General features: G+C 68.8%; 18 protein-coding genes and 3 pseudogenes. 6 read left to right on the top strand and 15 right to left on the bottom strand.

What is annotated here, in order from left to right:
• Positions 1-64: 64 nt before the first annotated feature.
• The 7 genes from F3T56_RS32515 to F3T56_RS32480 form a co-directional block, all read right to left on the bottom strand.
• Entirely contained in the window at positions 65-2,128 is a 2,064-nt protein-coding gene (locus F3T56_RS32515; protein WP_425473676.1) for a M4 family metallopeptidase, read from the bottom strand.
• A 230-nt stretch (positions 2,129-2,358) separates the two neighbouring features.
• Positions 2,359-4,101 carry an ABC transporter ATP-binding protein gene (locus tag F3T56_RS32510; protein WP_149828937.1) on the bottom strand — a complete coding sequence of 581 codons (1,743 nt, stop codon included), beginning with the start codon at positions 4,099-4,101 and terminating at the stop codon, positions 2,359-2,361.
• Between the two features lie 116 nt (positions 4,102-4,217).
• Complete coding sequence (locus tag F3T56_RS32505; protein WP_149828930.1) at positions 4,218-5,960, bottom strand: ABC transporter ATP-binding protein; 1,743 nt, start codon at positions 5,958-5,960, stop codon at positions 4,218-4,220.
• A gap of 190 nt (positions 5,961-6,150) precedes the next feature.
• Positions 6,151-6,858 (bottom strand): hypothetical protein, encoded by a 708-nt coding sequence (locus F3T56_RS32500; RefSeq protein WP_246204110.1) that lies wholly within the window; start codon positions 6,856-6,858, stop codon positions 6,151-6,153.
• A gap of 32 nt (positions 6,859-6,890) precedes the next feature.
• Complete coding sequence (locus tag F3T56_RS46510) at positions 6,891-7,967, bottom strand: DUF6215 domain-containing protein (RefSeq protein WP_172639244.1); 1,077 nt, start codon at positions 7,965-7,967, stop codon at positions 6,891-6,893.
• A gap of 269 nt (positions 7,968-8,236) precedes the next feature.
• A complete protein-coding gene (locus F3T56_RS32485) occupies positions 8,237-9,031 on the bottom strand; it encodes an SMI1/KNR4 family protein (RefSeq protein WP_149828927.1) in 795 nt (264 codons plus the stop codon).
• 703 nt (positions 9,032-9,734) lie between these two features.
• Positions 9,735-10,418, bottom strand: a complete 684-nt coding sequence (locus tag F3T56_RS32480) for a hypothetical protein (protein WP_149828926.1) — start codon at positions 10,416-10,418, stop codon at positions 9,735-9,737.
• Positions 10,419-10,619: 201 nt separating this feature from the next.
• Here F3T56_RS32480 and F3T56_RS50240 point away from each other — a divergent pair.
• From F3T56_RS50240 to F3T56_RS32470, 3 genes and pseudogenes are all read left to right on the top strand, one after another.
• Positions 10,620-10,722: pseudogene (locus F3T56_RS50240) on the top strand (IS5/IS1182 family transposase); the annotation flags it as partial.
• 116 nt (positions 10,723-10,838) lie between these two features.
• The gene (locus tag F3T56_RS32475) at positions 10,839-11,273 is read left to right on the top strand and encodes a DUF6892 domain-containing protein (RefSeq protein WP_149828925.1); all 435 of its coding nucleotides are present in this window, start codon (positions 10,839-10,841) and stop codon (positions 11,271-11,273) included.
• 178 nt (positions 11,274-11,451) lie between these two features.
• A complete protein-coding gene (locus F3T56_RS32470; RefSeq protein WP_149828924.1) occupies positions 11,452-11,736 on the top strand; it encodes a hypothetical protein in 285 nt (94 codons plus the stop codon).
• A 281-nt stretch (positions 11,737-12,017) separates the two neighbouring features.
• On the opposite strand, the gene F3T56_RS32465 is transcribed toward F3T56_RS32470, so the two are convergent.
• Genes F3T56_RS32465 through F3T56_RS50480 form a run of 4 tightly spaced genes read right to left on the bottom strand, consistent with a single transcriptional unit; the run spans position 12,018 to position 15,426 of the window.
• Positions 12,018-12,320, bottom strand: coding sequence for a LysR family transcriptional regulator (locus F3T56_RS32465; RefSeq protein WP_149828923.1), 303 nt, complete (start codon positions 12,318-12,320; stop codon positions 12,018-12,020).
• Positions 12,304-14,115 (bottom strand): hypothetical protein, encoded by a 1,812-nt coding sequence (locus F3T56_RS32460; protein WP_172639243.1) that lies wholly within the window; start codon positions 14,113-14,115, stop codon positions 12,304-12,306. The genes F3T56_RS32465 and F3T56_RS32460 overlap by 17 nt, the downstream gene beginning before the upstream one ends.
• Complete coding sequence (locus F3T56_RS50235) at positions 14,051-14,587, bottom strand: TniQ family protein (protein ID WP_149828921.1); 537 nt, start codon at positions 14,585-14,587, stop codon at positions 14,051-14,053. Before F3T56_RS50235 ends, F3T56_RS32460 begins: the two co-directional genes overlap by 65 nt.
• The gene (locus F3T56_RS50480; RefSeq protein ID WP_484422108.1) at positions 14,584-15,426 is read right to left on the bottom strand and encodes a hypothetical protein; all 843 of its coding nucleotides are present in this window, start codon (positions 15,424-15,426) and stop codon (positions 14,584-14,586) included. Before F3T56_RS50480 ends, F3T56_RS50235 begins: the two co-directional genes overlap by 4 nt.
• A gap of 11 nt (positions 15,427-15,437) precedes the next feature.
• Between F3T56_RS50480 and F3T56_RS50475 the strand changes: the two genes are divergently transcribed.
• Positions 15,438-16,121: a hypothetical protein gene (locus tag F3T56_RS50475; RefSeq protein WP_484422107.1), complete on the top strand. Its 684-nt coding sequence runs from the start codon at positions 15,438-15,440 to the stop codon at positions 16,119-16,121.
• 201 nt (positions 16,122-16,322) lie between these two features.
• Positions 16,323-16,511, top strand: coding sequence for a hypothetical protein (locus tag F3T56_RS32440; protein ID WP_149828920.1), 189 nt, complete (start codon positions 16,323-16,325; stop codon positions 16,509-16,511).
• Between the two features lie 53 nt (positions 16,512-16,564).
• Here the strand turns inward: F3T56_RS32440 and F3T56_RS32435 are convergent.
• Positions 16,565-16,666 (bottom strand): annotated as a pseudogene (locus F3T56_RS32435) (ATP-binding protein); the annotation flags it as partial.
• Between the two features lie 213 nt (positions 16,667-16,879).
• Between F3T56_RS32435 and F3T56_RS32430 the strand changes: the two are divergent.
• Complete coding sequence (locus F3T56_RS32430) at positions 16,880-18,091, top strand: alpha/beta hydrolase (protein WP_149828919.1); 1,212 nt, start codon at positions 16,880-16,882, stop codon at positions 18,089-18,091.
• A gap of 168 nt (positions 18,092-18,259) precedes the next feature.
• Here the strand turns inward: F3T56_RS32430 and F3T56_RS32425 are convergent, their stop codons facing one another.
• The 3 genes and pseudogenes from F3T56_RS32425 to F3T56_RS32415 form a co-directional block, all read right to left on the bottom strand.
• Positions 18,260-18,724 (bottom strand): hypothetical protein, encoded by a 465-nt coding sequence (locus F3T56_RS32425; RefSeq protein WP_149828918.1) that lies wholly within the window; start codon positions 18,722-18,724, stop codon positions 18,260-18,262.
• A gap of 459 nt (positions 18,725-19,183) precedes the next feature.
• Positions 19,184-20,416, bottom strand: a complete 1,233-nt coding sequence (locus F3T56_RS32420) for an alpha/beta hydrolase (protein ID WP_149828917.1) — start codon at positions 20,414-20,416, stop codon at positions 19,184-19,186.
• A 90-nt stretch (positions 20,417-20,506) separates the two neighbouring features.
• Positions 20,507-21,464, bottom strand: a pseudogene (locus tag F3T56_RS32415) (transposase); the annotation flags it as partial.
• Positions 21,465-21,621: the final 157 nt, after the last annotated feature.

Raw genomic sequence — 21,621 nt, 5'->3', positions numbered from 1 at the left:
CGCCCCGGCGGGAGTTGACCCCCGCCGGGGCGACGCCTGCTGCATTACGGGACGGTCCGTCGGCTCACGGGAACGTCAGGCTCCAGCCGTTGATCCGGCCCGTGTCCTGCGCCGCGTTGTCCTGGACCCGCAACTGCCATACGCCGTTGGCGACTTCGGAGGACGCGTTCACCGTGTACGTGGTGGCGATGTTGTCCGAGCTGCCACCCGTGCCGTACGCCTTCATCGTGTACGCCGTGCCGTCGGGGGCCACCAACTGCACCTGGAGGTCACCGATGTAGGTGTGGGTGATGTCCACGGCGACCGGGAGGCTCGAGGGCGCGTTGCCCGTCCGGCCCGAGACGGTGATCGAGGACGTGACCGCCGCTCCGTTGTCCGGGATCGCTACGTCGGTGGTGTTCTCGAAGGAGGTGCCGCCACCCCCGCCGCCACCGGGCCGCGTGCCCACGTTCACGCCCGCCCACGCGTTCTGCACCGCCGTGTACTCGGCGGACGTGGTGCCGTACAGCTCACCGGCGACCGCGAGGGTGCCGGTGCGGGCGCCCGCGTAGTTGGTCGTCGACGTGAACTTCGTGGTCAGCGCCTTGAACCAGATCTGCTCCGCCTTGGCGCGGCCGATGCCGGTCACCGGCAGGCCGTCCGAGGTGGGCGAGTTGTAGCTGACGCCGTTGATGGTCTTGGCGCCGCTGCCCTCGGAGAGGAGGTAGAAGAAGTGGTTCGCGGGGCCCGACGAGTAGTGCACGTCGATCGAGCCGATGCCCGAGTACCAGGCGTCCTTGGACGCGCCGTCCTTGCTCGGCTGGTCCATGTAACGCAGCGGCGTGCCGTCGCCGTTGATGTTGATCTCCTCGCCGATGAGGTAGTCACCGACGTCGGAGGAGTTCGCCGCGTAGAACTCGACCGTCGAGCCGAAGATGTCCGAGGTGGCCTCGTTCAGACCGCCGGATTCCCCGCTGTAGTTGAGACCGGCCGTGTTCGATGTGAGGCCGTGGGTCATCTCGTGCGCGGCCACGTCGATCGACGTGAGCGGGTTGGCGTTGCCCGAGCCGTCGCCGTACGTCATGCAGAAGCAGCTGTCGGACCAGAACGCGTTGACGTAGTTGTTGCCGTAGTGGACCCGGGAGTAGGCGCCGACGCCGTCGCCGCGGATGCCGTTGCGGCCGTGCACGTTCTTGTAGTAGTCCCAGGTCAGCGCGGCGCCGTAGTGGGCGTCGGCGGCGGCCGACTCCAGGTTCGACGGGCTGCCGTTACCCCATACGTCGTCCGAGCCGGAGAAGAGCGTGCCGGTGCCGGAGGTGCCGCGGTTCAGGTTGTACGTCTTGTGGCCGCCGCGCGCGCCGTCGGTGAGGTTGTACGTCGAACCGGACTGCGTGGTGCCGAGGGTGACCTGGCCGCTGTACACCGTGTTGCCGGTGCCGGTCTCGATCGCCTCCCACTCGTACAGCTTCGCGCCGCTGGTGGCGTCCGTGATGACGTGCAGCTCCTGCGGAGTGCCGTCGTGCTGGAAGCCGCCGACGACCGTCTCGTACGCGAGGACCGGCTTGCCGCTCGCCGCCCAGACGACCTTGCGCGGCGCCCGGTTGACGTCCGGGTTCTTGGCTTCCTCGGCCTCGGCCGCCTTCAGGGCCTGCTTCTCGGCCTTCGCGGCGGTGACGGTGGGCTTCAGCGACTTGACCTCGATCGTCGCCTTGGTGGCCTTGACGATGCCCTCGGTCCCGCCCGCCTTCGACGTCTCGACGACCAGGTCGCCGCCGAGGACCGGGAGGCCGTCGTACGTCCGCTCGTACCGCGTGTGCACGGTGCCGTCGCGGTCCTTGAGCACGTCACGGACGATCAGCTTCTCCTTGGCGCCGAGGTTCAGCTCCTCGGCCGTCGCCGCCTTCGTGGCGTTGGCCTCGCGTATCAGCTCGGCGCGCTGGGCGGGGGTGAGCTTCATGGGGATCGCGCCGGGGTTGGCCTTGCTCGCAGCCGACGGTGCCTTCTCCGGGGCGGCGGTGGCGGCGCCCGACTGGACGGCCGCGGCCAACAGGGCGGTCACGGCGACGAGCGCGCCGGCGGCGGCCCGTCGCTGGGTGGTGCGGGGGAACTTGGTGTGGGAGGTGCGTCTGTGGGACTGGCGTCTCAACACTGACTCCTTCTGCGCGGCCGCGGATCGCACGGCCAGGGGAGACCGGACGGTCGGACGCCGCCCGGGCAGAACGGTGTGTCACGCATGTGAGGTTGCTGTGTTGCGGTTGTGGGCAGAGTGGCAGGGGCGAGCGGGTCCTGTCAGGACCGCGTCAAAAGGTTGGCCGGAAATCGTCCGTTGGCCGGGTGGTCATGTTCGGTATACGGACTCTTCGCCCTGGCTCCTGCGGCTCAGCCGGCCGTCGGCCGCTCCCCGTGCCAGGAGTGCCACAGCGCCGCGTACGCACCCTCCGCCGCCACCAGTTCCTCGTGCGTGCCGAGTTCGGTGAGGAGGCCGTCCTCCATCACTGCCACGCGGTCGGCGTCGTGGGCGGTGTGGAGGCGGTGGGCGATGGCGATGACCGTGCGGCCCTCCAGTACGGCGGCGAGGGCGCGTTCGGTGTGTCGGGCGGTTGTCGGGTCCAGGAGGGCCGTGGCCTCGTCGAGGATCAGGGTGTGGGGGTCGGCCAGGACGACGCGGGCCAGGGCGAGTTGCTGGGCCTGGGGGCCGTCCGTGCGGTGGCCGCCCTGGCCGAGGCGGGTGTCGAGGGCGTCCGGGAGGTCGCGGACCCAGATGTGGGCGCCCACGGCCGTGAGGGCGGCCCACAACTGCTCGTCCGTGGCGGCCGGTTCGGCGATGAGGAGGTTGTCGCGGACCGTGCCGAGGAAGACGTGGTGCTCCTGGGTGACCAGGACGACCTGGCGGCGCAGGCGCTCCGGGCCGAGGCCCACGACCGGCACCCCGCCCACCGTGACCGTGCCCGACGTCGGCGCGTCGATGCCGGCCAAGAGCCTGCTCAGGGTGGTCTTCCCGGCACCGGACGGGCCGACGACGGCCAGGCGTTCACCGGGGCGTACGGTCAGGGCGACCCCGCGCAGCACCTCGCCGCCCCGGTCGTAGGCGTAACGGACACCGGTCACGTCGATGCGGTCGTCCGCCGGTTCCGGGGAGTCCGCGGAGTCCGCCTGCGGGGCCCCGGCCAGGCCTTCCACACGGGCGAACGAGGCGCCGCTGCTCTGCAGTTGCTCGATCCGCATCAGGATCTCGTCGAGCGGCCCGCTGAGCTGCTGCAGATACAGGGCCGCCGCCACCACCGCGCCCAGACTCATCGAGCCGCGCTCGTGCAGCACCCCGCCCAGCAGCAGGATCGTCACCACGGGCACGAGGTAGGAGATCTCCACGCCCGGGAAGAACACCGAGCGCAGGAAGAGGGTGTGGAAGCGCCGGCGCCGGGACGTCTCCAGCGCCTCCCGGCTCGCGGCGACGCGCCGCCGCTCCAGCCGCAGCGCCTCGACCGTACGAGCGCCGGATGCCGTGGCCGCGACGATCTCCGCGACCTCCGAGTTGGCCGCGCCCTCCGCCAGATAACCGGCGCGCGCCCGGCGCAGATACCAGCGCAGCACGATCCAGATGCCGGTCAGACCGAACAGCCCGCAGACACCGAGCAGCGGGTCCAGCGCGAACACCGCGCCCAGCAGGAACAACGCCTGCACCGAACTGATCAGCAACTCCGGCCCGACATCGCGCAGCGTCTTGCCGACCGTGTCCACGTCCGCCGTGCCACGCGCCGTCAGATCACCGGCACCGGCCCGCTCCACCACCGATGCGGGCAGCGCCAGCGTCCGGTCCACGAACTCCTCGCGCACCCGCGCCAGGATCCGCTCCCCGAACCGGTGCCCCACGTACCGGGCCCAGCGCGCCAGCAGCAACTGTGCCACCGCGCACAGCAGCAGCGTGAGCGCCAGCCGGTCCACGGCCCCAGCGCCACCCCCGCCTCGCACCTCGTCGATGATCCGCCCCAGCAGCCAGGGCCCCGCCAGCCCCATCCCGGCCGCCGCCGCGTTCAGGCCCAGTACGGCGAGGAAGGCCCGCCCGTCGGCGCGCACCAGGCGGACGGCGGCCCGCCGCACGTCGGCGGGGCCGGCGATGGGCAGGCGGCCGGCGGTGTCGGGGGTGGGGTCGCCGGCATCGGGGGTGGGGTCGCCGGCGTCGCGGGTCGGTTCGCCGGCATCGGCGGTGGGTTTCCCGGCGCCGTTGGTGGGTCCCTTGGTCACCGTACGACCTCCTTGCTCGCGGCCTCTTCCGTGTCGTCCTCGTCCTCCGCCTCGCCCGCGTCCCGTGCCACCAGCGCCCGGTATCCCGGCTCGCCGGCCAGCAGTTCGCGGTGGCTGCCTGTGGCGGCGACCTTGCCCTCGACCAGGTAGTGGACGGTGTCCGCGTGGTCCAGGACGAGGGGCGAGGTGGTGGTGACGACGGTCGTACGGCCCTCGCGGGCGGCCCGCAGCCGCTGGGCGACCCGTGCCTCGGTGTGGGCGTCCAGCGCCGAGGTCGGCTCGACGGCGAGAAGGACCTCGGGGTCGGCCAGCAACGCCCGGGCCAGCCGTACGCGTTGCCGCTGGCCGCCGGAGAGGTTGCGGCCCTGGGCGTCGATCGGCGAGTCCAGGCCGTCCGGCAGGCCCTGGACGACGTCCTCGGCCACGGCCGCCCGCAACGCCTCCCGGACGGCGAGCTCGTCGTCCCGCTCGCCCAGCAGCTCGCGCAGCCGTCCCGCGAACAGGTCGGCCTCGTGGTCGGCGACCAGGATCCGTGCGCGGACCTGCGCCAACGGGATCTTGTCGAGGGGGATTCCGCCCCAGGTCACCGCCGTCGGGGCGTACCGCCCGAGCCGGTCCACCACGGCCGTGGCGTCGCCCGGCCGGTCACCGGCCAGCGCGGTCAGCCGGCCGGGCGACACCCGTACGCCCGACTCGGGGTCGTGCAGCGCCGCCGGCTCGGCGGGCGCGTCCTCGGTGCCGTGGTCCGGCAGGGGTTCCAGGTTCAGAAACCGGATGACGCGCCGCGCCGCCACCACGCCGCGGCTGACCTCGTAGCCCCAGTCCACGAAGTACGACACCGGCCGCACCAGCACGGTCACATACCCGTACACCGACACCAACTCGCCCACCGTGATGGACCCTTGCGCCGCGAGCCGGGCCGCCAGCCAGGTCACCACCGCCAGGAACAGCGTCGGCAGCCCCACCCCGATCGCCTGCACCCAGCTGGTCACCGACCCCACCCGATATCCCTGCGCCCGCAGCCGCTGGGAGTCCCGGTGGAACGCGTCGGCGATCAGGCCCTTGCCGCCGAGGCCGTTGAGGACGCGCAGGCCGCCCGCGAGGTCCGCGATGCGTGCGGTCAGTACGCCCTGTCGTTCGCGGTACTCCGTCTCCGTGTCCTGCAGGCGGCGCAGCAATGGGCCCACGATTACGGCCATCAATGGCATTCCGAGGAGTACGACCGCGGCGATCGGCAGTGAGACCGACACCAGCAGTCCGGCGACCACCAGGTACGCGGCGATCGCGCCGACGCCGGGGCCGATGACGGTCAGCGAGGAGGCGATCGTGTTGACGTCGCCGACGCCTATCGTGACGACCTCGCCGGCGCCGACGCGGCGGGGGAGGGCCGCGCCCAGTCTTACCGCGTGGGCGATCACGACCTTCACCGTACGGAAGTTGGCGTCCATGCGGACGCGGGTCATCGTGCGGTGGCGCATGATGCTCAGCCAGGCGTTGAAGACGCCCACGGCGAAGAGGGTGGCCGTCCAGGTGGCGAGGGTGGGGTAGTCGCCGGGTTGGAGGCCCTCGTCGATGGCGCGGGAGAGGAGGTACGGGGTTGCCGCCAGCAGCACCATCCATACGCAGGAGATGAGTGAGCCGAGGGCGGAGCGGGCTGCCTGCTGCTTGACCAGCCACCACAGGTAGCGGGCGCCGCCGCGGCAGTCCGGCGTACCCGGGTCCTCGTACGCGTCGATCATGGCCCCCGCTTTCCTCTTCCGCCCGCGAGTTCGGCTCGCCCCCGCCGCGGGGGCTTCGCCCGGTGGGTGAGGTTGGGAGGTTACCGAGGGTGAGGGACGGTTGCCCACCGAATAAGACTCCGCCGGTGAAGCGGCGGGCCATCAGGTGTGACCGCTTCGCGCAGGGCGTCCCTTGAAGAGGCGAAGCCGGTCAGTGCACGAGTTCTCCGCACTCCGCCGGAAACAGGGTGGCGCCGGGCGGCAGTTCGCCCGGGTGCCGTCCCATCACCCGCAGGCATGCCTCGTGGGAACCCTCCGTGAGCGGGTATTCGAGGGCAACCTCGTCCAGCACGGTGAACTCACCGGCAAGGTTCAGTTCCGCCGCGTGCACGCCGTCCGGGAAACAGCCTGCCAAGGCTCCGAAGACTGCCGTGTCATTGCCGTCGGCGACGCACTCCCGGATCTCGAAGCGCCAGTGCTCGGCCGCGTCGGCAAGCAGCGCCTTGCCCCTCTTGCCCAGCCCGGCAAGGAGGACGGCGCGGGCTCGTAGGTGGTGGGCGATGGCGCAGCAGATCGGGACCGCTGCGCCGTACGGTGTCGTCACCCGCGTGTACCCGGCGTGGGGATAGGACGACAGGGCCTCATCGAGCAGGCCCAACGCGGTGTCTCTCGCTGCCGGGTGACCCTGCTTGGCGATGTCGAGGAGCAGGGGCGCCGCAAACGCAGCCGCCGGGAACACCGCGGCACTGTGGCCGTGGACGATTCCGCCGCCGCCGAGCAGCGAGCCGGCCTCGGCTGCCTGTACCAGGTTCGCCGCATCTGCCAGGGCGCGCAGACCACGGGCGACACGAGCCGGTTCGTACCAGCCGGGATGGCCCGGCACAGCGCCCCAGTTCACCGCGTCGATCGCATCCGACACGACAGCGTCGTGGCCGACATGTTCTCGGCGTCTCAGCGAACAGCCCGTTCGCGGATCGTCGGAAGAACCTTCTCGGCGATGTCGAGGAGAACGCTGTCGTCCGGGAGGGCTCCCGACGTGCTCCACACGGTGATGTCGTAGTAGCCGCCCCGGTCGTCACGGTCCAGGGCCACGGTCAGGGTCCTGGCCAGGGGACCTTGTTCGACCGGTCCGCCGGATCCGCCACTTCCGAGACTGATCTCGATCTTCATGGTGTGATCCGAGAAGAGGACCGCGGGCCGGCCGAGAACCGTAAGCGCCTTGATGTCCGTCTCGTTCCCGAACTCCATCAACTTCACGTACTGGTCGATCGTCAGCTTGTTGTAGGTGGCCGAGACATTCACGGTGTACGTGTCGAACGCGACCTCGGCCTCCGGCAGGGCGACCTTCCCGTCGGTCAGGGGAGCGGTGTTGCTGGTGCCGGAAGCAGTGGTCGCGGTCTCTCCAGGCGTTCCAAGGAGCTTGGCCAGGTCTCGCCGGTTGAGCGCCTTGCACAGCTCTTCACCGGTCACAGGCCGGGGCGTCTCCTTGTATGCCTTCGGCAGTTCCTCGTGTTCTCCGCTCGAACACGAGGCGGGCTGCGGGGTGCTGTCGTCTGGCGGCATCACGCGTGGGGCCACCCACAGCGCGGCCGCGAGTGCTCCGAACAGGGCCACGGCTGCGACGGCCTGGCCCCACTGGTTGGGCTCCTTCGCCGGAGTGTCCGGGCCGGGACGCGGTCCAGCTCCGACCTGGGCCGGGACCTGGGTCGGGGCAAGGGCTTGGGCTTGGGCTTGGGCTTGGGCCTGGGCTTGGGCCTGGGCTTGGGCCTGGGCTTGGGCGGCGGCATCGACCGCCGCCCCGTCCGCGGAGGACGCCGGACTGGGGTTCCGGCGTGCGCGCAGGGCCCGGACCACCATGTAGACGCGCATTGCGGTGAACACGAGGAACACCGCGCCGAGACCGGCCGCGACCCGGTCGTGATCGCGGACGGCGAGATACATGATGCGTACGCCGAGAACGGACCCGACCGCGATGAGCAGGGGCTCGCGGACCCAGAACGGCAGGAGACGGAGGAGGAAACCGAGCATCCTGCGATCTCACCAGGACAAGACCACATTCGCCGTGGTGGAAGCCACAGTTCCGGGCACGTGCGGGGCCTGCCGAAGCAAACGCCGCCAAGCGGCCGTTCAGACGTCCGGGCGTACAACTCCGTCTCCCGTGGGTACGCGCCGCAGGTTCCCCTTGATCATTAGCACTGGGCCTTGCGGAAAGCCGGATTCCGGGCTTCGTGAGCAGCGGCCGCTCTCTTCCCCGAAGACCCCGCCAACCAAGTGTCCGATGCCGTTGGCGGCGGGGTTCAGCCACTTTCCCGGTAGTTCATGAACCAGTGGGTGTCGAAATAGCGGGCCATCGTGTACGGGTGGTGCGGGTCGACGAGGATGCGGCAGACGAACTCCGCGGCCTGGCAGTCGAAGCGGAGTTCCTCGCCGTCGAACGACTGGACCACGACGGGCCAACGGTCGGGGTCGTCGCCCTCGACCCTCCAGCAGTACCCGTCCTCGTGCTCCGTGCCCGCCCAGATGAGTAGCCCGTCCTCCCTGAGATCCCACGGCTCCTGGTGCAGGTCCAGGAAGCCGTCGAAGGCGCCCTCGCCGAACGTCTCGACCATGCCCTTGTAGTCGCTCGGCAGTGCGGTGCCCAGACGTGACTCCACCTCTGCCCAGTCCACGTCCGGCCGCTGTGCGGGGTGTGTCCAGCCGGTGATCCGTATGAGCCGCTCCACCCAGTCGACGTCCTCGTCCGGAGCGACCGCCAAGGGTTCCGGCACCTCCCGGTGAGCGACCACCAGCACCGGCCGCTCGATCCCTTGGGCGTCCCGTGCCCTACCCGTGGCGACCCACTGATCCCCGTACGCCCACGCCCGTATGGTCACGGCCCGGTCCTCGAGGGGGACGAGGAGAGCCGCGCCTTTGGACTCGTCGACCGTCGGATCGGTGAAGCCGTCGAGGACGAGGGTGCGCGGCGCGCCGTAAACGCCGGCGAGCAGGTCGATCAGGTCCTGCGGGTCCAGGTCGCCGGGCAGGTACATGTAGCCGTTCCCCGGGCCGAGCCGGGCCAGCAGGTCCTTGACGGTCGCGTGCGTGAGCTCCATGGCGGACAGTGAAGCGCACCGCACTGACAATGGACGTACTCACAGACGTATCTGACGTCAGACCGAGAGGTGTTGGACCCCACCCGAGGAGACCGCTACTGAGCGTAGCCATTGTCTGTAGGGTCCGCGGTTCGGTGAGCAGCGGTTCCTGGGAGAACGCCGGAATCCGCGCTTGATGAGCACCGTTCGCACCGGTCGGGCATGAGCAATCCGGTCCAGCAGCGTTTCATGGATGGTCACCGTTGGTAAGGGTGGCGGTCCTGGCGGCAGACCACCCGGACGCGAAAGCTCGTTCGCTGCGAACAAGGCTGGGAGCCGGCCCGAGCGTGCCGGAAATTTACGGAGACGGCTTCTCCCGGCTCTTCCTTCTGTCGCCCTCTGGACCAAGCCGATCAGGCCATGACGCTCGATGCCCGTACAGGTAGAGACCTCCGCACGGAGGTTGGTCTCATCTCCCCCACGATGGCTACGGCCTGGCGTATGACGACGCGGCCCGGGCGATCGACGTCTGGCAGGCCACCGATGCATCCGCCTCCGGCTGAGCACCAGGCAGTGGTTCCTCCGCCGTCCCTCCAACCTGGAAACCGCAGGCGAAGGGAGGTCGGCCCAACGGCTACCCAGACGGACCGTCATCAGTACTCGTGATCGAGGGGGCGAGCCCCGCGCAGAGCGGAGTGTGGTGTCGAAGTGTGACGCCGGTGCGTTACTTGACAGGTTCGGGTTCGAAGCCGGGTCCGGAGGTGCCCATCGTGACCCGCAGGGTGTCGTAGCCGCCCTTGCCGTCGTTGGCGTGCTTGTTCCAGTACTGGCACTTGTAGCCGGTGTCGGACTTCCAGTCGAACGCCTTCGCGACGGGGAGCTCCTCGCAGGCGAGCTTGCTGGCGTCGGTGCGCCCCGACTCGGTGCCGTAGTTCTCGTTCAGTGAGTTGTACACGAACTTCGCCACCAGCAGGCCCTTCTTGGGTGTGGTCGTGTAGGAGGTGATGATGCTGCCCTCCCGGTAGCTGTCGCTGATCTTGACCTCGTAGGGGATCTCGGCACCCTCGTACGTCACGACGCACTGACTGACCGCGCCGGCCTTCTGGGTCACGCCATCGGGGCACTTGGCGCTGGTCTCACCGGCCACGCCGGCGGTGAGGAGGATGGCCTCGCGCAGGCGGTGCTCCACCTGCTCGGTGAGGGGCGCGCCCTGCTTGGGGGCCGGGGTGACCTTGAGGTTGTCTTCGCCGCGCTTGCGCACGTCCTTCTGGGGGCCGTCGATGGCGACCGGCAGGGCCTTCTGCGCGGATCCTCCGCCACTGGAGTCGGCGGAGCTGCCGTCGGAGCCGCAGCCGGCGGTGAGCAGACCGGCCGCGACCAGGCCGATCAAAATCTTGGGGTTTCGCATAAGCGGAGCGTAAACGCCGTCACTGACACGCCGTACAAGGAGGGCCGGGCGGCACCGGGGGTCCACGGCAGTTCGAACCATGGGCATAACAGGATAGAAGTTGATCAATTGCACTCGTCAGGACTCCGGCTGCGCGGGCACCATGTGCCGCATGGGGGCGCGGTCGTATCAGAACTGTGACAGCGGCCCGCAACGGAGTTCGCCGCTCCGGCTGCGGCGGACGCTGGTGACGACGTGGGCCGGACCGTGTCGGTGGACTCCACCGTCTGCCGGGCTCACCAACCATTCGCTCGGAGCTAGGAGGGAGTACGGACCGGCACGGTCTTCGGAGTGCAGGGGCGCCAGGTCGACCGCGCCGATGGCCCCCGGAACGGCAGCACAGTGCCGGCGCCGTAAGCACGACGTGATAGTCCTCCGTGCATGGCTGTTTTCAGGGACTTCAATTTCAAGCTGCTGGTCATCGAGAAGCTCATGTACTGGGACCGGACCCTCACGCCGGTGTTCAGCATCGAAGAGCGGATGGAGGCCAGGGGGATCACCGACCTGCAGTCCCACGTGTTCGACAACGACCTGGCGTTCACGGTGCTCGACGAGTCCCGCACCTTCTTCGGAGAGCTCGAGATCAGCCAGGAGTTGCTGGCGAGCCTGGACACGCTGGTCGTCGACGGCGGGCATCAGGTGTACTACGAGTGCTCCCCGGTCTGGGACGGCGAGGACGACCTGTTCGACGTCCACTCGCTCGACGACCTGGCACTGCTGCCGAACCTCAAGCGCATCATCGGCGCCGACTCCAACGCGCTCGCGGTCCCTGACAAGCTGGAACGCCTCGCGGCACAGGGTGTTGCCACGGCCTGATGAACCGGCGCCAGGCCGTGGTGCCCCGGGGCTGCCAGGTGGCGGGCGTTCCGGACGGTGACCGCCGGCCGAGTCCAGGGCCGGCGGGGCGCGTGCGCGGCGTGCGGGTGGGAGACGGTACGTTCTCAGCGGATCGGACCGTGCTTCCGGAGGCGGCACGACGGGAGGGAGGGGCCACATGGATGTCGATCGCTTGGCGCAGGTCGGGGTAGCGTATTTCGCGAAGCTCGGTACTGATGCGGGGCTGAAGGTACGTGAGCTGCCTGACGGTCTCGGTGTCTGCGTGTGGCGCCCGATACGGGGCGGGGGGAAGATATTCGTCGCGCGGGATGAGTCGGTGCTGTTCGTGGGCTCCGCAGCCGACTTCGACACCGGTCTCGCCGCCTTCCGCCAGGGCCGACGCACCCCCGCCGAACAGTTTCAGCGCACGCCCGACAGCGACTCGGCGGGAGATACGCGATAGCTGTCACGCTTCCCACGAACTGCCCATCACTGACTGTCGCCAGTGCTCATGATCGCCTGGATTTGCTCAATCACTGCTTAAGATCCACCGGCAGTGCTCACGGAATCGCGAACCCTACACCAGGGTAGGTTTCACGATCCGTGCACATTGGTTCCTGCGGGAACGTCGATATCCGCGTGAAGTGAGCACGGCGGGTGTCGGCTTTCCGTGCGCAATCGGCGTTCTGCACGACGCATCATGTGTCACAGTCAGTAACGGAGTGCTGCCGACTGCGCGCCCGCCTACTTGTCGAGTGGTGGCGTGGTCGGCACCGGTCCAGTGAACGGCTCCATTTCGTCGAGGAGGCCGATGAGCAGCTGCGCTTCGGCGAGGAACCTCGCTCCCGCTGACGTGCTGGTCAGCGGGTTAGTGTGTGTGATCAGCGTGAACTTCACGGTGGTTTCAAGGCATCGAAGCTGATGGCTGAGAGTACCGGGCTTGACATCGAGCGATGCTGCCGCGGCAGACAGGTTGCGGTGCCCGGGGAGTTGGAGAAGGTGGCGTAGCCGGGACAGGCAGTTCTTTGTCCTACTCACCTTCTGCATGTCTGGAGAGAGGGATATCAAGCGAGGCGAAGGGGTTTAAGTAGAGGCCATTGGGGTGCCGGGGAATGCCCCATCTCTTCAGATACTTCGTCACGGTGTTCTTGTGGAAACCCAGTTCAGGCGCGATATCCGGTGTGGCGCGGCCTTTGCGTGAGTACTCTCTCTCCAGCCATTCGCTGGAGACCGTGGTCGGTAGTGTGAGATGAGTATTGAGCGGCTCACGGCAAGGGATATTGGCCTCGTGGAGCGCCTTCCGGACAGTGCTGTGGGAGCAATCTGCAAGCCGCGCGATCTTTACCAGTGAGAGCTTTTCCTCTTGGTAGAGGTGTTGGAGTTTCTTGGGCGATAGGAGGCCCTGGCGGGGAATCTGACGGCCGCGGACACGTGGTTGCGACGGCGGCGTTGGGGGAGGAGTGCCGATGCCTGTCGCTTCGATGTGGAGATGGATGTGGTCGTCGCTGACTTTTAGGTTCTTCGCGATGCTTTCCAAGGGGTGGCCAGTAGCCATCATGGTGGAAAGCATGTGGTTGTCGATGCTGTCGGGGTCCGCTCCTGGCCATGCGGTCGTGTCGATCCAGGTGGATGGTGGCTGCCAGGACACGGGTTCGGTGATGCCGTGGAATTTGAGGTTCTCGGCTGCCTGGTCGAGGAGGAATGCCTTGAGGCCGTCGTCGATGTGAAGCGAGAGGTCAGTGCACCACACCGGAGTACGGGAGGATGTTCCGGGGTCGGCGCCGAGGAGGAGTCTGAGCAGGCGCCACCGGATTCGTTTTATTTGTATTGGCCCTGTGCGTATTGCGTGCTGTCGGCAGTATTTTTGGAAGCCGTCCAAGTCGACGGTGATGGTGGCTTCGGAGAATGTCGCTCGTCGACGGGTGTAGTCGATGGGGGCAGGGTGAGAATCAAGAGCTCGGGCTAGCAGAACCAAGGCTGTGGCAATTTCAGCGGGACCGCTTCTTTTAAGAGTGGCGTCGAACACGTCCCGAGGAAATTTTCCTCGGTTGCCCAAAAGTTGAGTTGCCTGCGTGTAATCCAAGGTTGTTCCCGGCATCAATAGCAGTGCCGCGCAGGTCCGGCGGATTCCGGACAGCCGGAAGACAGGCTCGGGAAGGCGAGGAAGTAGTCGCATGGTCCAAGACGGCCAGAGCATCGCGGGCAATCGCGCGGCCCGGCGCTGTATGTCTTCGTCGGTGAGGGTCGGCCAGGCAGGGGTGGATGTCGTGGTCCCGAAACGAATCCGCGCCAGCCAGGTCAGGTCCTCATCGACCGCTGCGAGCGCGCGCGAGGTCACTCGTGGTCCGGCGGGAACCCAGTCCGAGAGCCACTGCGTCGGGTAAGTCTGACGCTCCTGACGAGAACGCTTGGTCGCCATCAGCCATGTGAAGACCATGTCGCTGTCGTCCCGTTGACGGTGCAGAGCGATTCTGGCGATGGCGGTGCCCACAGCGGTGCTGTGGGCGTCTTCACTGGTCGGTTCAGGGAGGGCGCCACCGCATTCTGTAAGCACGTCATGGACAGCGGTGGGAGCCGATGTCAGTTGAGTGTGGAGGCCGTGCAGTGCTGAGCGGGCAAGCAGGGCCAGCTCCTGGCTGTGCTGTCGCGCCGAGCCGGGAGCGCTGTCGGTCTTGAGAACTTCTGTGTTGACCTCGCGCTGAGCATCCAAGATCAAGGAGTGAGAGGGCAACAGGGCGGCCTCGGCATGCGGGAGGAAGAAGCCGCAGTGAATGGCATTAGCGGAGCCTGTTGCCATAGAGGCAGGTGCCAGGGGCGATGTCTCGCAACCGGCGATAACCATGGACCATGGGTGGTTGACCGCATTTGGGACAGCGGTCCAGCAACAGCATCTCGTGCCGCGTGCAGGCGAACGACCACGGCAGTCGCCAGGAAAGTTGCCAACGCGCGTTGGATTCTTCGAGGCAACGAGGGCAGTAGCGCGTGTTGTTGCCGGAGTGGCGCCAGAGTGGCGGCCGGATGAGACGACGAGTCTGACGGTCAATAGTGACCGCCAGGCCGTCCCAGGGCTCAAGTGTCATCGCGGTGAGCCTGTCAGAGCTGAGACCGGTCCGCCGTGAAAGGACCTGCCGCTCGTGCTCCGTCAGGCAGCGGAGCATACGATTGAGCCGGGTTCCCGGTAACCCGAGGAACCGTACGAACTCCGGCATGGACGTCGAAAGGCGACGGGAATACGCCTCCAGCCAACTGTCCAGAGCCTCACCCTCAGTTGGCTCCACCCAGATCGGGATCCGCTCGTCGGACCATGCCGTCATGCCGACTTCCTGGGACGCCGCGGTGCCGGTGCCGGCCGGCTCGTCAGCAGACCGGCCTCGATGGCGGCTTTGAGTTCCTTGCGGGATTCCTCTGCCGCGACATCGTTCTTCACCTGGTTCATCAGGTCTTCATCCAGGCGTTCATGACCGCTGCGGATTGCCCGCAGACAGCCGCGGTTGATCAGAGACATGAGTGAGGCGAAGTGCCCGGTGGAGCGCGCGTAGAGGTAGTCCGACAGGTCCTCGGCGATCATTCCGGGAAATCTGTCGGCCAGGACGAGCTTCTTCTCGATCGTCTTGAGCAGGGTCTGCCATTGCCGGCGACCTTCGTCGTCGTCGATCTGATGCTGCGCGGCCGCCTCACCGAGGCGCGCCGCAGCCTGTCGACCGTCCTCGCCGCCACCCCCGACGCCGCCGCGCCCGAACTCGCCCTGCTGCACGCCGCGTTCGCTCTCCTCACCGGCGACCACACGGAGGCGTCGGCCACAGCGTCGGCCAACGCCGTCTCCGACCCCGTACGCCGGGCCCGCGCCCTCTGGCTGTGCGCGTACGGCCTGTTCAGCGCGGGTGAGGCGACCGCCAGCGCGGATCTCAACGCACGGGCGCTCGCCCTCTTCGAGGCCGCGGGCGAACAGTGGGGCACCGCCGCCGCGCTCGGCCTGCGGGCCACGCTCGCCCTGGTCCGCGGCGACCTCGACGCGCTCGGCCGGGACGGGCTGCGCAGCGCCGTGCTCTTCGGTGAACTCGGCGACCGATGGGGCGACTTGCAGACCGTGTCGCCGCTTGCCGCGCTCGCCGAGATCAAGGGCGACTACGAAGAAGCGGCACGCCGACAGCATGAAGGCTGTGCATGGCACGCGAGTTGGGCCTGGAGGCCGAGGTGTCGGCGCGGCTGTCCGGGCTCGGCCGGCTCGCACTGCTCGCCCGACAGTGGGAGCAGGGCCGCAGCCTGCACGAGCAGGCTCGTCGCATCGCCGCCGAACAGGGCTACAAGCACGGCGAGATCCACTCCGAGATGGGCCTCGCACTCGGCGCGCGCCGCTCCGGTGACCTCGACGCGGCCGAGGCGCACCTGCTGCACATCCGCGACGGCTACGCCGACGTGTCCTCGGAGGCGGGCGACCATCTGCTCCTCGCCGAGCTCGGCTTCGTTGCCGAACTCCGCGGCGACGCCGACCGGTCCGTCCGCCATCATCTGCGAGGCCTGGACGTCGCCCGCTCCCTCGGCGAGCCACGCGCGCTCGCCCTCTCCCTGGAGGGCCTCGCGGGCGCGGCGGCCCTGGGCAGGCAGAGGCCGGCCGCCGAGTGCGCCGCGCTGCTGCTCGGGGCGGCGGACGCGGCACGCCGAGGGACGGGCGCCCCGCTGCCGCCCGCTGAGAGCGCAGACGTCGACCGCGTCACGGCGGCGGCCTGGGCGGCCCTGGGCGGACCCGCGTTCACGGAGGCGTTCGCCCGCGGTGCGCGGCTGACCGCGGAGGAAACGGTGAGCCACGTCCGTACCGCACTCAACTGGCCGGACTCAAAAGCTGGTTGAGCCTCAGCCTCGTAGTGGAGCAGAGGGACACCGCCCGATGCCTCCTCGGCCGGGGGAATGATCGTCCGCACCAGGGCGATAGTGCGCTCCACCAGGTCGGCACGGTCGTTGAGCACCCACGAGATGTGCTGGGCATCGAAGAAGGCGGAGACCAGGACGGTAGCGAGCGTGTCGAGTGGCGGGAGGTCGTCCCGTGCACCCGTGTCCCGATCCTGGACCAGCCATGAGGTGATCAGCGCGGTGTACGCCTCGTATGGCAGCGGGAGCCGGAGCGGACCCGATCAGCTGCCGTTCGAGTTGGAGTCGCGCTCCGGCCTGGATGACCGTCTCGTCCCGGAACGCCGTGGCCGTCCGCAGCAGCAGCAGCTCGGCGACGGAGCCGATCGGTGAGAGGTTCAACCGCTCGACGGCGTCCCCGATCTCACCGATACGGCGGTAGAACAGGTCTCGGCGGCTTTGAGGTTGCGGACCATGTCGTCGAGGCTGGTGAAGTAGATCGAGTAGCCGGCCCGGCAGGCCGCGACGGCGAGCGAGACGGCGATGTGTGGGGTGTGTCAATTTGCTTAGACACTCCCGGGATACGGGCCCTTTGGCCAGAAGGTAACCCTTGGAGCCCGGCGGCCGCGGTCGCCGGGCTCGGCGAATCAACCGCAGCAGCACACTGATCTGCCGACGGTGCCTGATCAACCCGGCCAAGCAGGCATCGTGGCCGGGCGTTGAGCTCCCACGGGGCCGAACGGACGCTATACAGTCATGCCGTGGGCGGCGCCGTTTACCACTTCGGGCAGTACGAGTTGGACACAGCTCGCCGTTGGCTCAGCCACGGCGGACAGCAGGTCCACGTCGAACCTCAAGTCGCGGATCTGCTCTGCCACCTCGTCGAGCACCGCGACCGCGTCGTGCCCAAGGAGGAGCTTGCCGACACGGTGGGGCGCGGACGGACGGTCAGCGAAGCCGCACTTGCCACCTGGTTACGCACCGCCCGCCTCGCGATCGGCGACAGCGCCACGCGCCAGCAGTTCATTCGCACCGTACGCCGGCGCGGCTATCAGTTCGTCGCGCACGCGACGGTGGCCTCCACCACTCCGCCCGCCACGCCCAGCGTCCGCGCGACAGCGGCAGAGGCGGACCAGGAGGTCATCCGGGTCTGCCGGTCCGTCGACGGCACCCGCATCGCCTACGCCATCACCGGCGACGGCCCGCCCCTGGTGAAGACCGCCAACTGGCTGAGCCATCTCAACCTCGAACGAACCACCCCGATGTGGGCACACTGGTTCGACGGCCTCACCCGCGGCCGACAGCTCATCCGCTACGACGAGCGGGGCCAGGGCCTCTCCGACTGGACCGTGCCCAGCTTCACTCTCGACGATCTGGTCGACGACCTTCACTCCGTGGTCGATGCCATCGGCCTCGACCGCTTCCCGCTGCTCGGGGTGTCACAGGGCGGCGCGGTGGCGGTCGCCTACGCCGCGCGTCACCCTGAGCGGGTCAGCCGGCTGATCCTCACCGCGTCCTACGCCCGGGGACAGCAGATCCGCGCCGGCAACGACGCCGAGCGCGATGCCGCAGAGGTCGACCTGAACATCGCCCGCGCCGGATGGCGCTCCCAGGACAGCAGCTTCCTGCGCTTCTTCGCCGCTCAGTTCCTCGCCGATGCCACACCTGCGGAATGGGACGTGTTCGCCGCCTTCTCACGGCAGACGACCTCGCCCGCCAACGGTCTTCGCTTCTTGGAAGAGTTCACCCGCATCGACGTCTCCAGCGTAGGCCCCCAGGTGACCTGCCCCACGCTGATCATCCACTCCCGGGACGACGCGCGAGTCCCCGTCGCGCAGGCCCTGGAACTGGCCACTCTCATCCCCGACAGCCGACTCGTCCTGCTCGAAAGCCGCAACCACCTGTTCACCGCCGCCGACCCAGCCTGGCCCGCCTTCCTCTCCCACCTCTACAACTTCCTCGCCGAGGAGTAGCCCAGTAGGCAGGACGCGTCCCTGGGAACGCGCGCCGACGGACGGAGCGAAGGGCCGTCCGGCCTGTGGCCGGGCGGCCCTTCAACAAGACCTTCAGCAGTCTTCCGGCAGACTCCGTCACGCCGGAGGACCATGGCCGTCACGGTCCTCCGGCGATCACCGTCGCGGCTAGCCGATGACGATGTCGCAGTCGGCCGTGCCGCGAGCGACGATGTCGGCGAAGCCCCCCTCGATGTTGGGGTCGTACGCCTGCGATGTCATGGTGCGGGTCTTCTTGCCGGGCACGGCCTTCTTCTTGGTCTTGTGCGTGACGGTCGCAGCGTCCCACGACAGGTCGCACTTCCAGTGGAACGTGCGCACGAGGAGGTTCGAGTTGCGCGCGCTTCCCTTGACCGACCAGTTGCCGTCCGCGTTCACCACGAACGTGACGTCGCCCCTGACACCCCGGCTGCTGTCACTCGTGGCGAACGTGACCGACTGGCCGTCCGCCGCCACGTGCTTGGTGGTGTCGTTGGCCTGCGCGGGAACCGTACCCAGCAGCAGGGAGCCCAGCCCGACCCCCGAAGCGATCAGCAGCGCCAGCCCCCGCCGCGTCCGGATCGGGCCGGACTTCCTGGTGTTGTCGAGTCGCATCGTGTGTCCTTCTCTCGTTGGTGTTTTGCGTCTGAAATGACGCCACGCCGGGGCCGAGGTCCGTATGGATGCTCCTTGGCCCGGCACCGTTCAAGCATCAGGCCCGCGACCAGGCCAAAGCTTGGGGGAGGTCTGAGGCTTCCCTGAGGGGGAGTTGAGGGCGGAGGTGGAGCGGAGGGGGAGCTGAGGGCGCGGCCCTCAGCCGGCGTGCCGGGTCGGCGAACCCATAAGGTGTTCTGGCCCTGTCACGCCTCCATCCCGGTGGCCCGCCAGACGCTGCGGGGTGCAGAACCTGCCGGCTCGACCGGAGTCACTGATGACCCCGGCCATGGCCATCCGGGTGCTGCTGGCCGCCCGGCGCTCCCGGGCGGGAGCCGAAACGCCCGCCGATCCCTCGGCCCACAGGCAGTCGGCTGCCTGCCCCAGACCCAGCAGCCCATAGGCTGTCGGCCGCTGAGGTCACTTGGCCAGGAAGGCGTCGATGTGGGACAGGAACTCGTCCCAGGCCGGTTCGAATTCGGTGAGCAGGTGATTACGGCTCTTGAGCAGGACGAGTCGGCTGTCGGGAATGAGAGAGGCCAGCTCACTGGCCTGCGAGACCGGCACCCGCTCATCGTCACGCGAGTGGATGATCAGCGTCGGACAGGTCACCCGGTGGGCGATGTCGGACACATCGATCCGCGCGAACTCCTGCAGGAAACGGACCCCGTTGGCCGGCGAGGTCGTCTGCCGCTGGAAAGCGGTGAACTCGTCCCAGTCCTCCGGCGTGCCCTCGGGCAGGAACTGAGAGGCGAAGACCCTTAGGAACCTGGAGTCCTGGTGGAGCCACCCCACCCGGGCCAGATCCAGGTCGAGGGCCGCCTCATCGCCCTCGACCTCGCTCTGCGCCCGGACCTGCCGGCCTCGGGCGTAGCCCCCGGCGAGGATCAGCCGGCTGACCCGCTCGGGACGGCGCACGGCATAGGCCACCGCCACCGCACCGCCCTGCGACACCCCGAGTAAAGGGAAACGATCGATCCCCACGGCCTCTACCACGGTCTCGAGGTCGTCGACCCAGTCGTCGAACGTGAAGCCAGGCACCTCCCAGTCCGAGAGGCCGCAACCCCGCTCGTCGTAGCGGATCAATTGGCGGTTGCGGGCGAGGCCCTTGAGCCAGTGCGACCACACCGGAGTCATCCACTCGCGGTCGAGGTGGGTCATCCAGTTGGCCGCCTTGAGCAAGGGCGGGCCCGAGCCGACGGTGGCATAGGCGATGCGGGTACCGTCGTCAGCTCGGCAGAACCGGATCGTCTGACGGTCGGCGCCGCTCGGTCCGTCGGCTGTTGCCGGCTCAACGCCGGGTCTCCGATCGGAGCCGGCGGACTGGCCGCCCCCGATGACCGTAGCCGGGGCAACGAACTGGTAGCCCCGCCGGTGCACGGTGCGGATCAGTTGCTGCCGGCTGCCGGTGTCACCCACGGCCAGGCGCGCGGTCCGCAGCGCCGTGGTGAGGGCGGCCTCGCTGACAAAGCGGTCACCCCACACCTTGTCGAGCAGCTCCTTCTTCGGCACCACCCAGTCACGGCGCTCGATCAGGTGGCAAAGCAGGTCCAGGGCCCGGGGCTCGACGTGCACCGGCTCGCCGGCCCGGCGGAGCTGGTGGCGGGCCACGTTCAGCTCGTACTCCCCGAAGCGATATATGTCCCCCTCCACGTCAGGAGAGTACAACCCTCATCTACCGGCGTACACAGGGGCGATCCGCGGCTACGCCGACACACGGCCGACAGGCTCCGGAAGCCTCGCACGCTCCTGGGTGTGAGCGGCGATCACGATCCAGGTCCACCGGTCGGCAGCCTGGGGAGTGCGGAGTTCGGGGCGGGTCCAGCCGAGCGTCTGCTTGGCCAAGCGGAAGGTGTGTTCCAGGTCGAAGCGGCGGAGGAGTGCCTGCCAGCGCAGGTCGACGTTCTTGCTGGTCATGCCCGTGCGGGAGGACCAGAGCCAGACGGGCAGCGGGTCCTGGCCGCCGGGCAGGCGGTCGACTGGGAGGCGGATCACCGTGCCCTCGATGACGGGAAGCTCGTCGGTGTGGTCGATCCACGCGGAGCGGGTGGTCAGCTTCGGGTGGAGGCGGTCGAACGCCATGGTCTGCGCGGTGCCGTAGCGGTCGGTCACGGTCGTGGTCGCCGCGTTCGGTTCGCCCCAGGTCTCCGGGCGGGCGAAGCGGAACTGCTTGCCGTGCTTCGGCGGGCGTCCGCCCTGGCGGGGCTGGGTCCAGGTGTCAGGCACGGGCCGGCGCATCACGCGGTCGGCACGCATCCGCCCCAGCACTTCCACGGGCAGGCCGGTCAGGAGGTAGGCCATGCGCGGGGTGTCGTAGCCGGCATCGAAGACCACCAGGACATCCGGATCACCCTCCTCCCACTGCCCGCCCTCGACCAGGTCGGTGACGACCCGGCGGACCTGGGCGGCGGTGACCTCGGCCAGGTCGTCGTCGGGGCCGAGACGGACGGCATCCAGCAGCTGGCACCACGAGGTGCGGCCGGTCTCCAGCGCGGCGACGAACGAGTACGGCCAGCCCGGCACGAACTGATCGCTGGAAGCGTCCGTTGCGCCCGTAGACGTGACAGAACAAGCGGTCCGCGCTGGTCGGGGCATCGGAGCGCAGCCGATTGCTGACGTCGACCGCGAGGACGAGCCGGTTGTCGGCGGCTTTGGGCTGCGGCAGCACCGCCAGCGCCCGCCGCAGCCCATCCACCCCGATCCGGAGCGCTTGCGGCCTGCCACGCTTCTTGCCCGCGTCGTACCCGCGGCTGTCGGCGCCGACCGTCTCCGCGGCGCGTACCGACTGCGAGTCGATGATCGCGGCGGTCGGGTCGGTATCCCGGCCCTCGGACCGGCGGACCTCGTCGCGCAGGTCA

This window comes from Streptomyces tailanensis, assembly GCF_008386495.1.
In the GTDB taxonomy this organism is placed as follows: domain Bacteria; phylum Actinomycetota; class Actinomycetes; order Streptomycetales; family Streptomycetaceae; genus Streptomyces; species Streptomyces tailanensis.
This window is presented reverse-complemented; position numbering and strand designations above follow the sequence as displayed.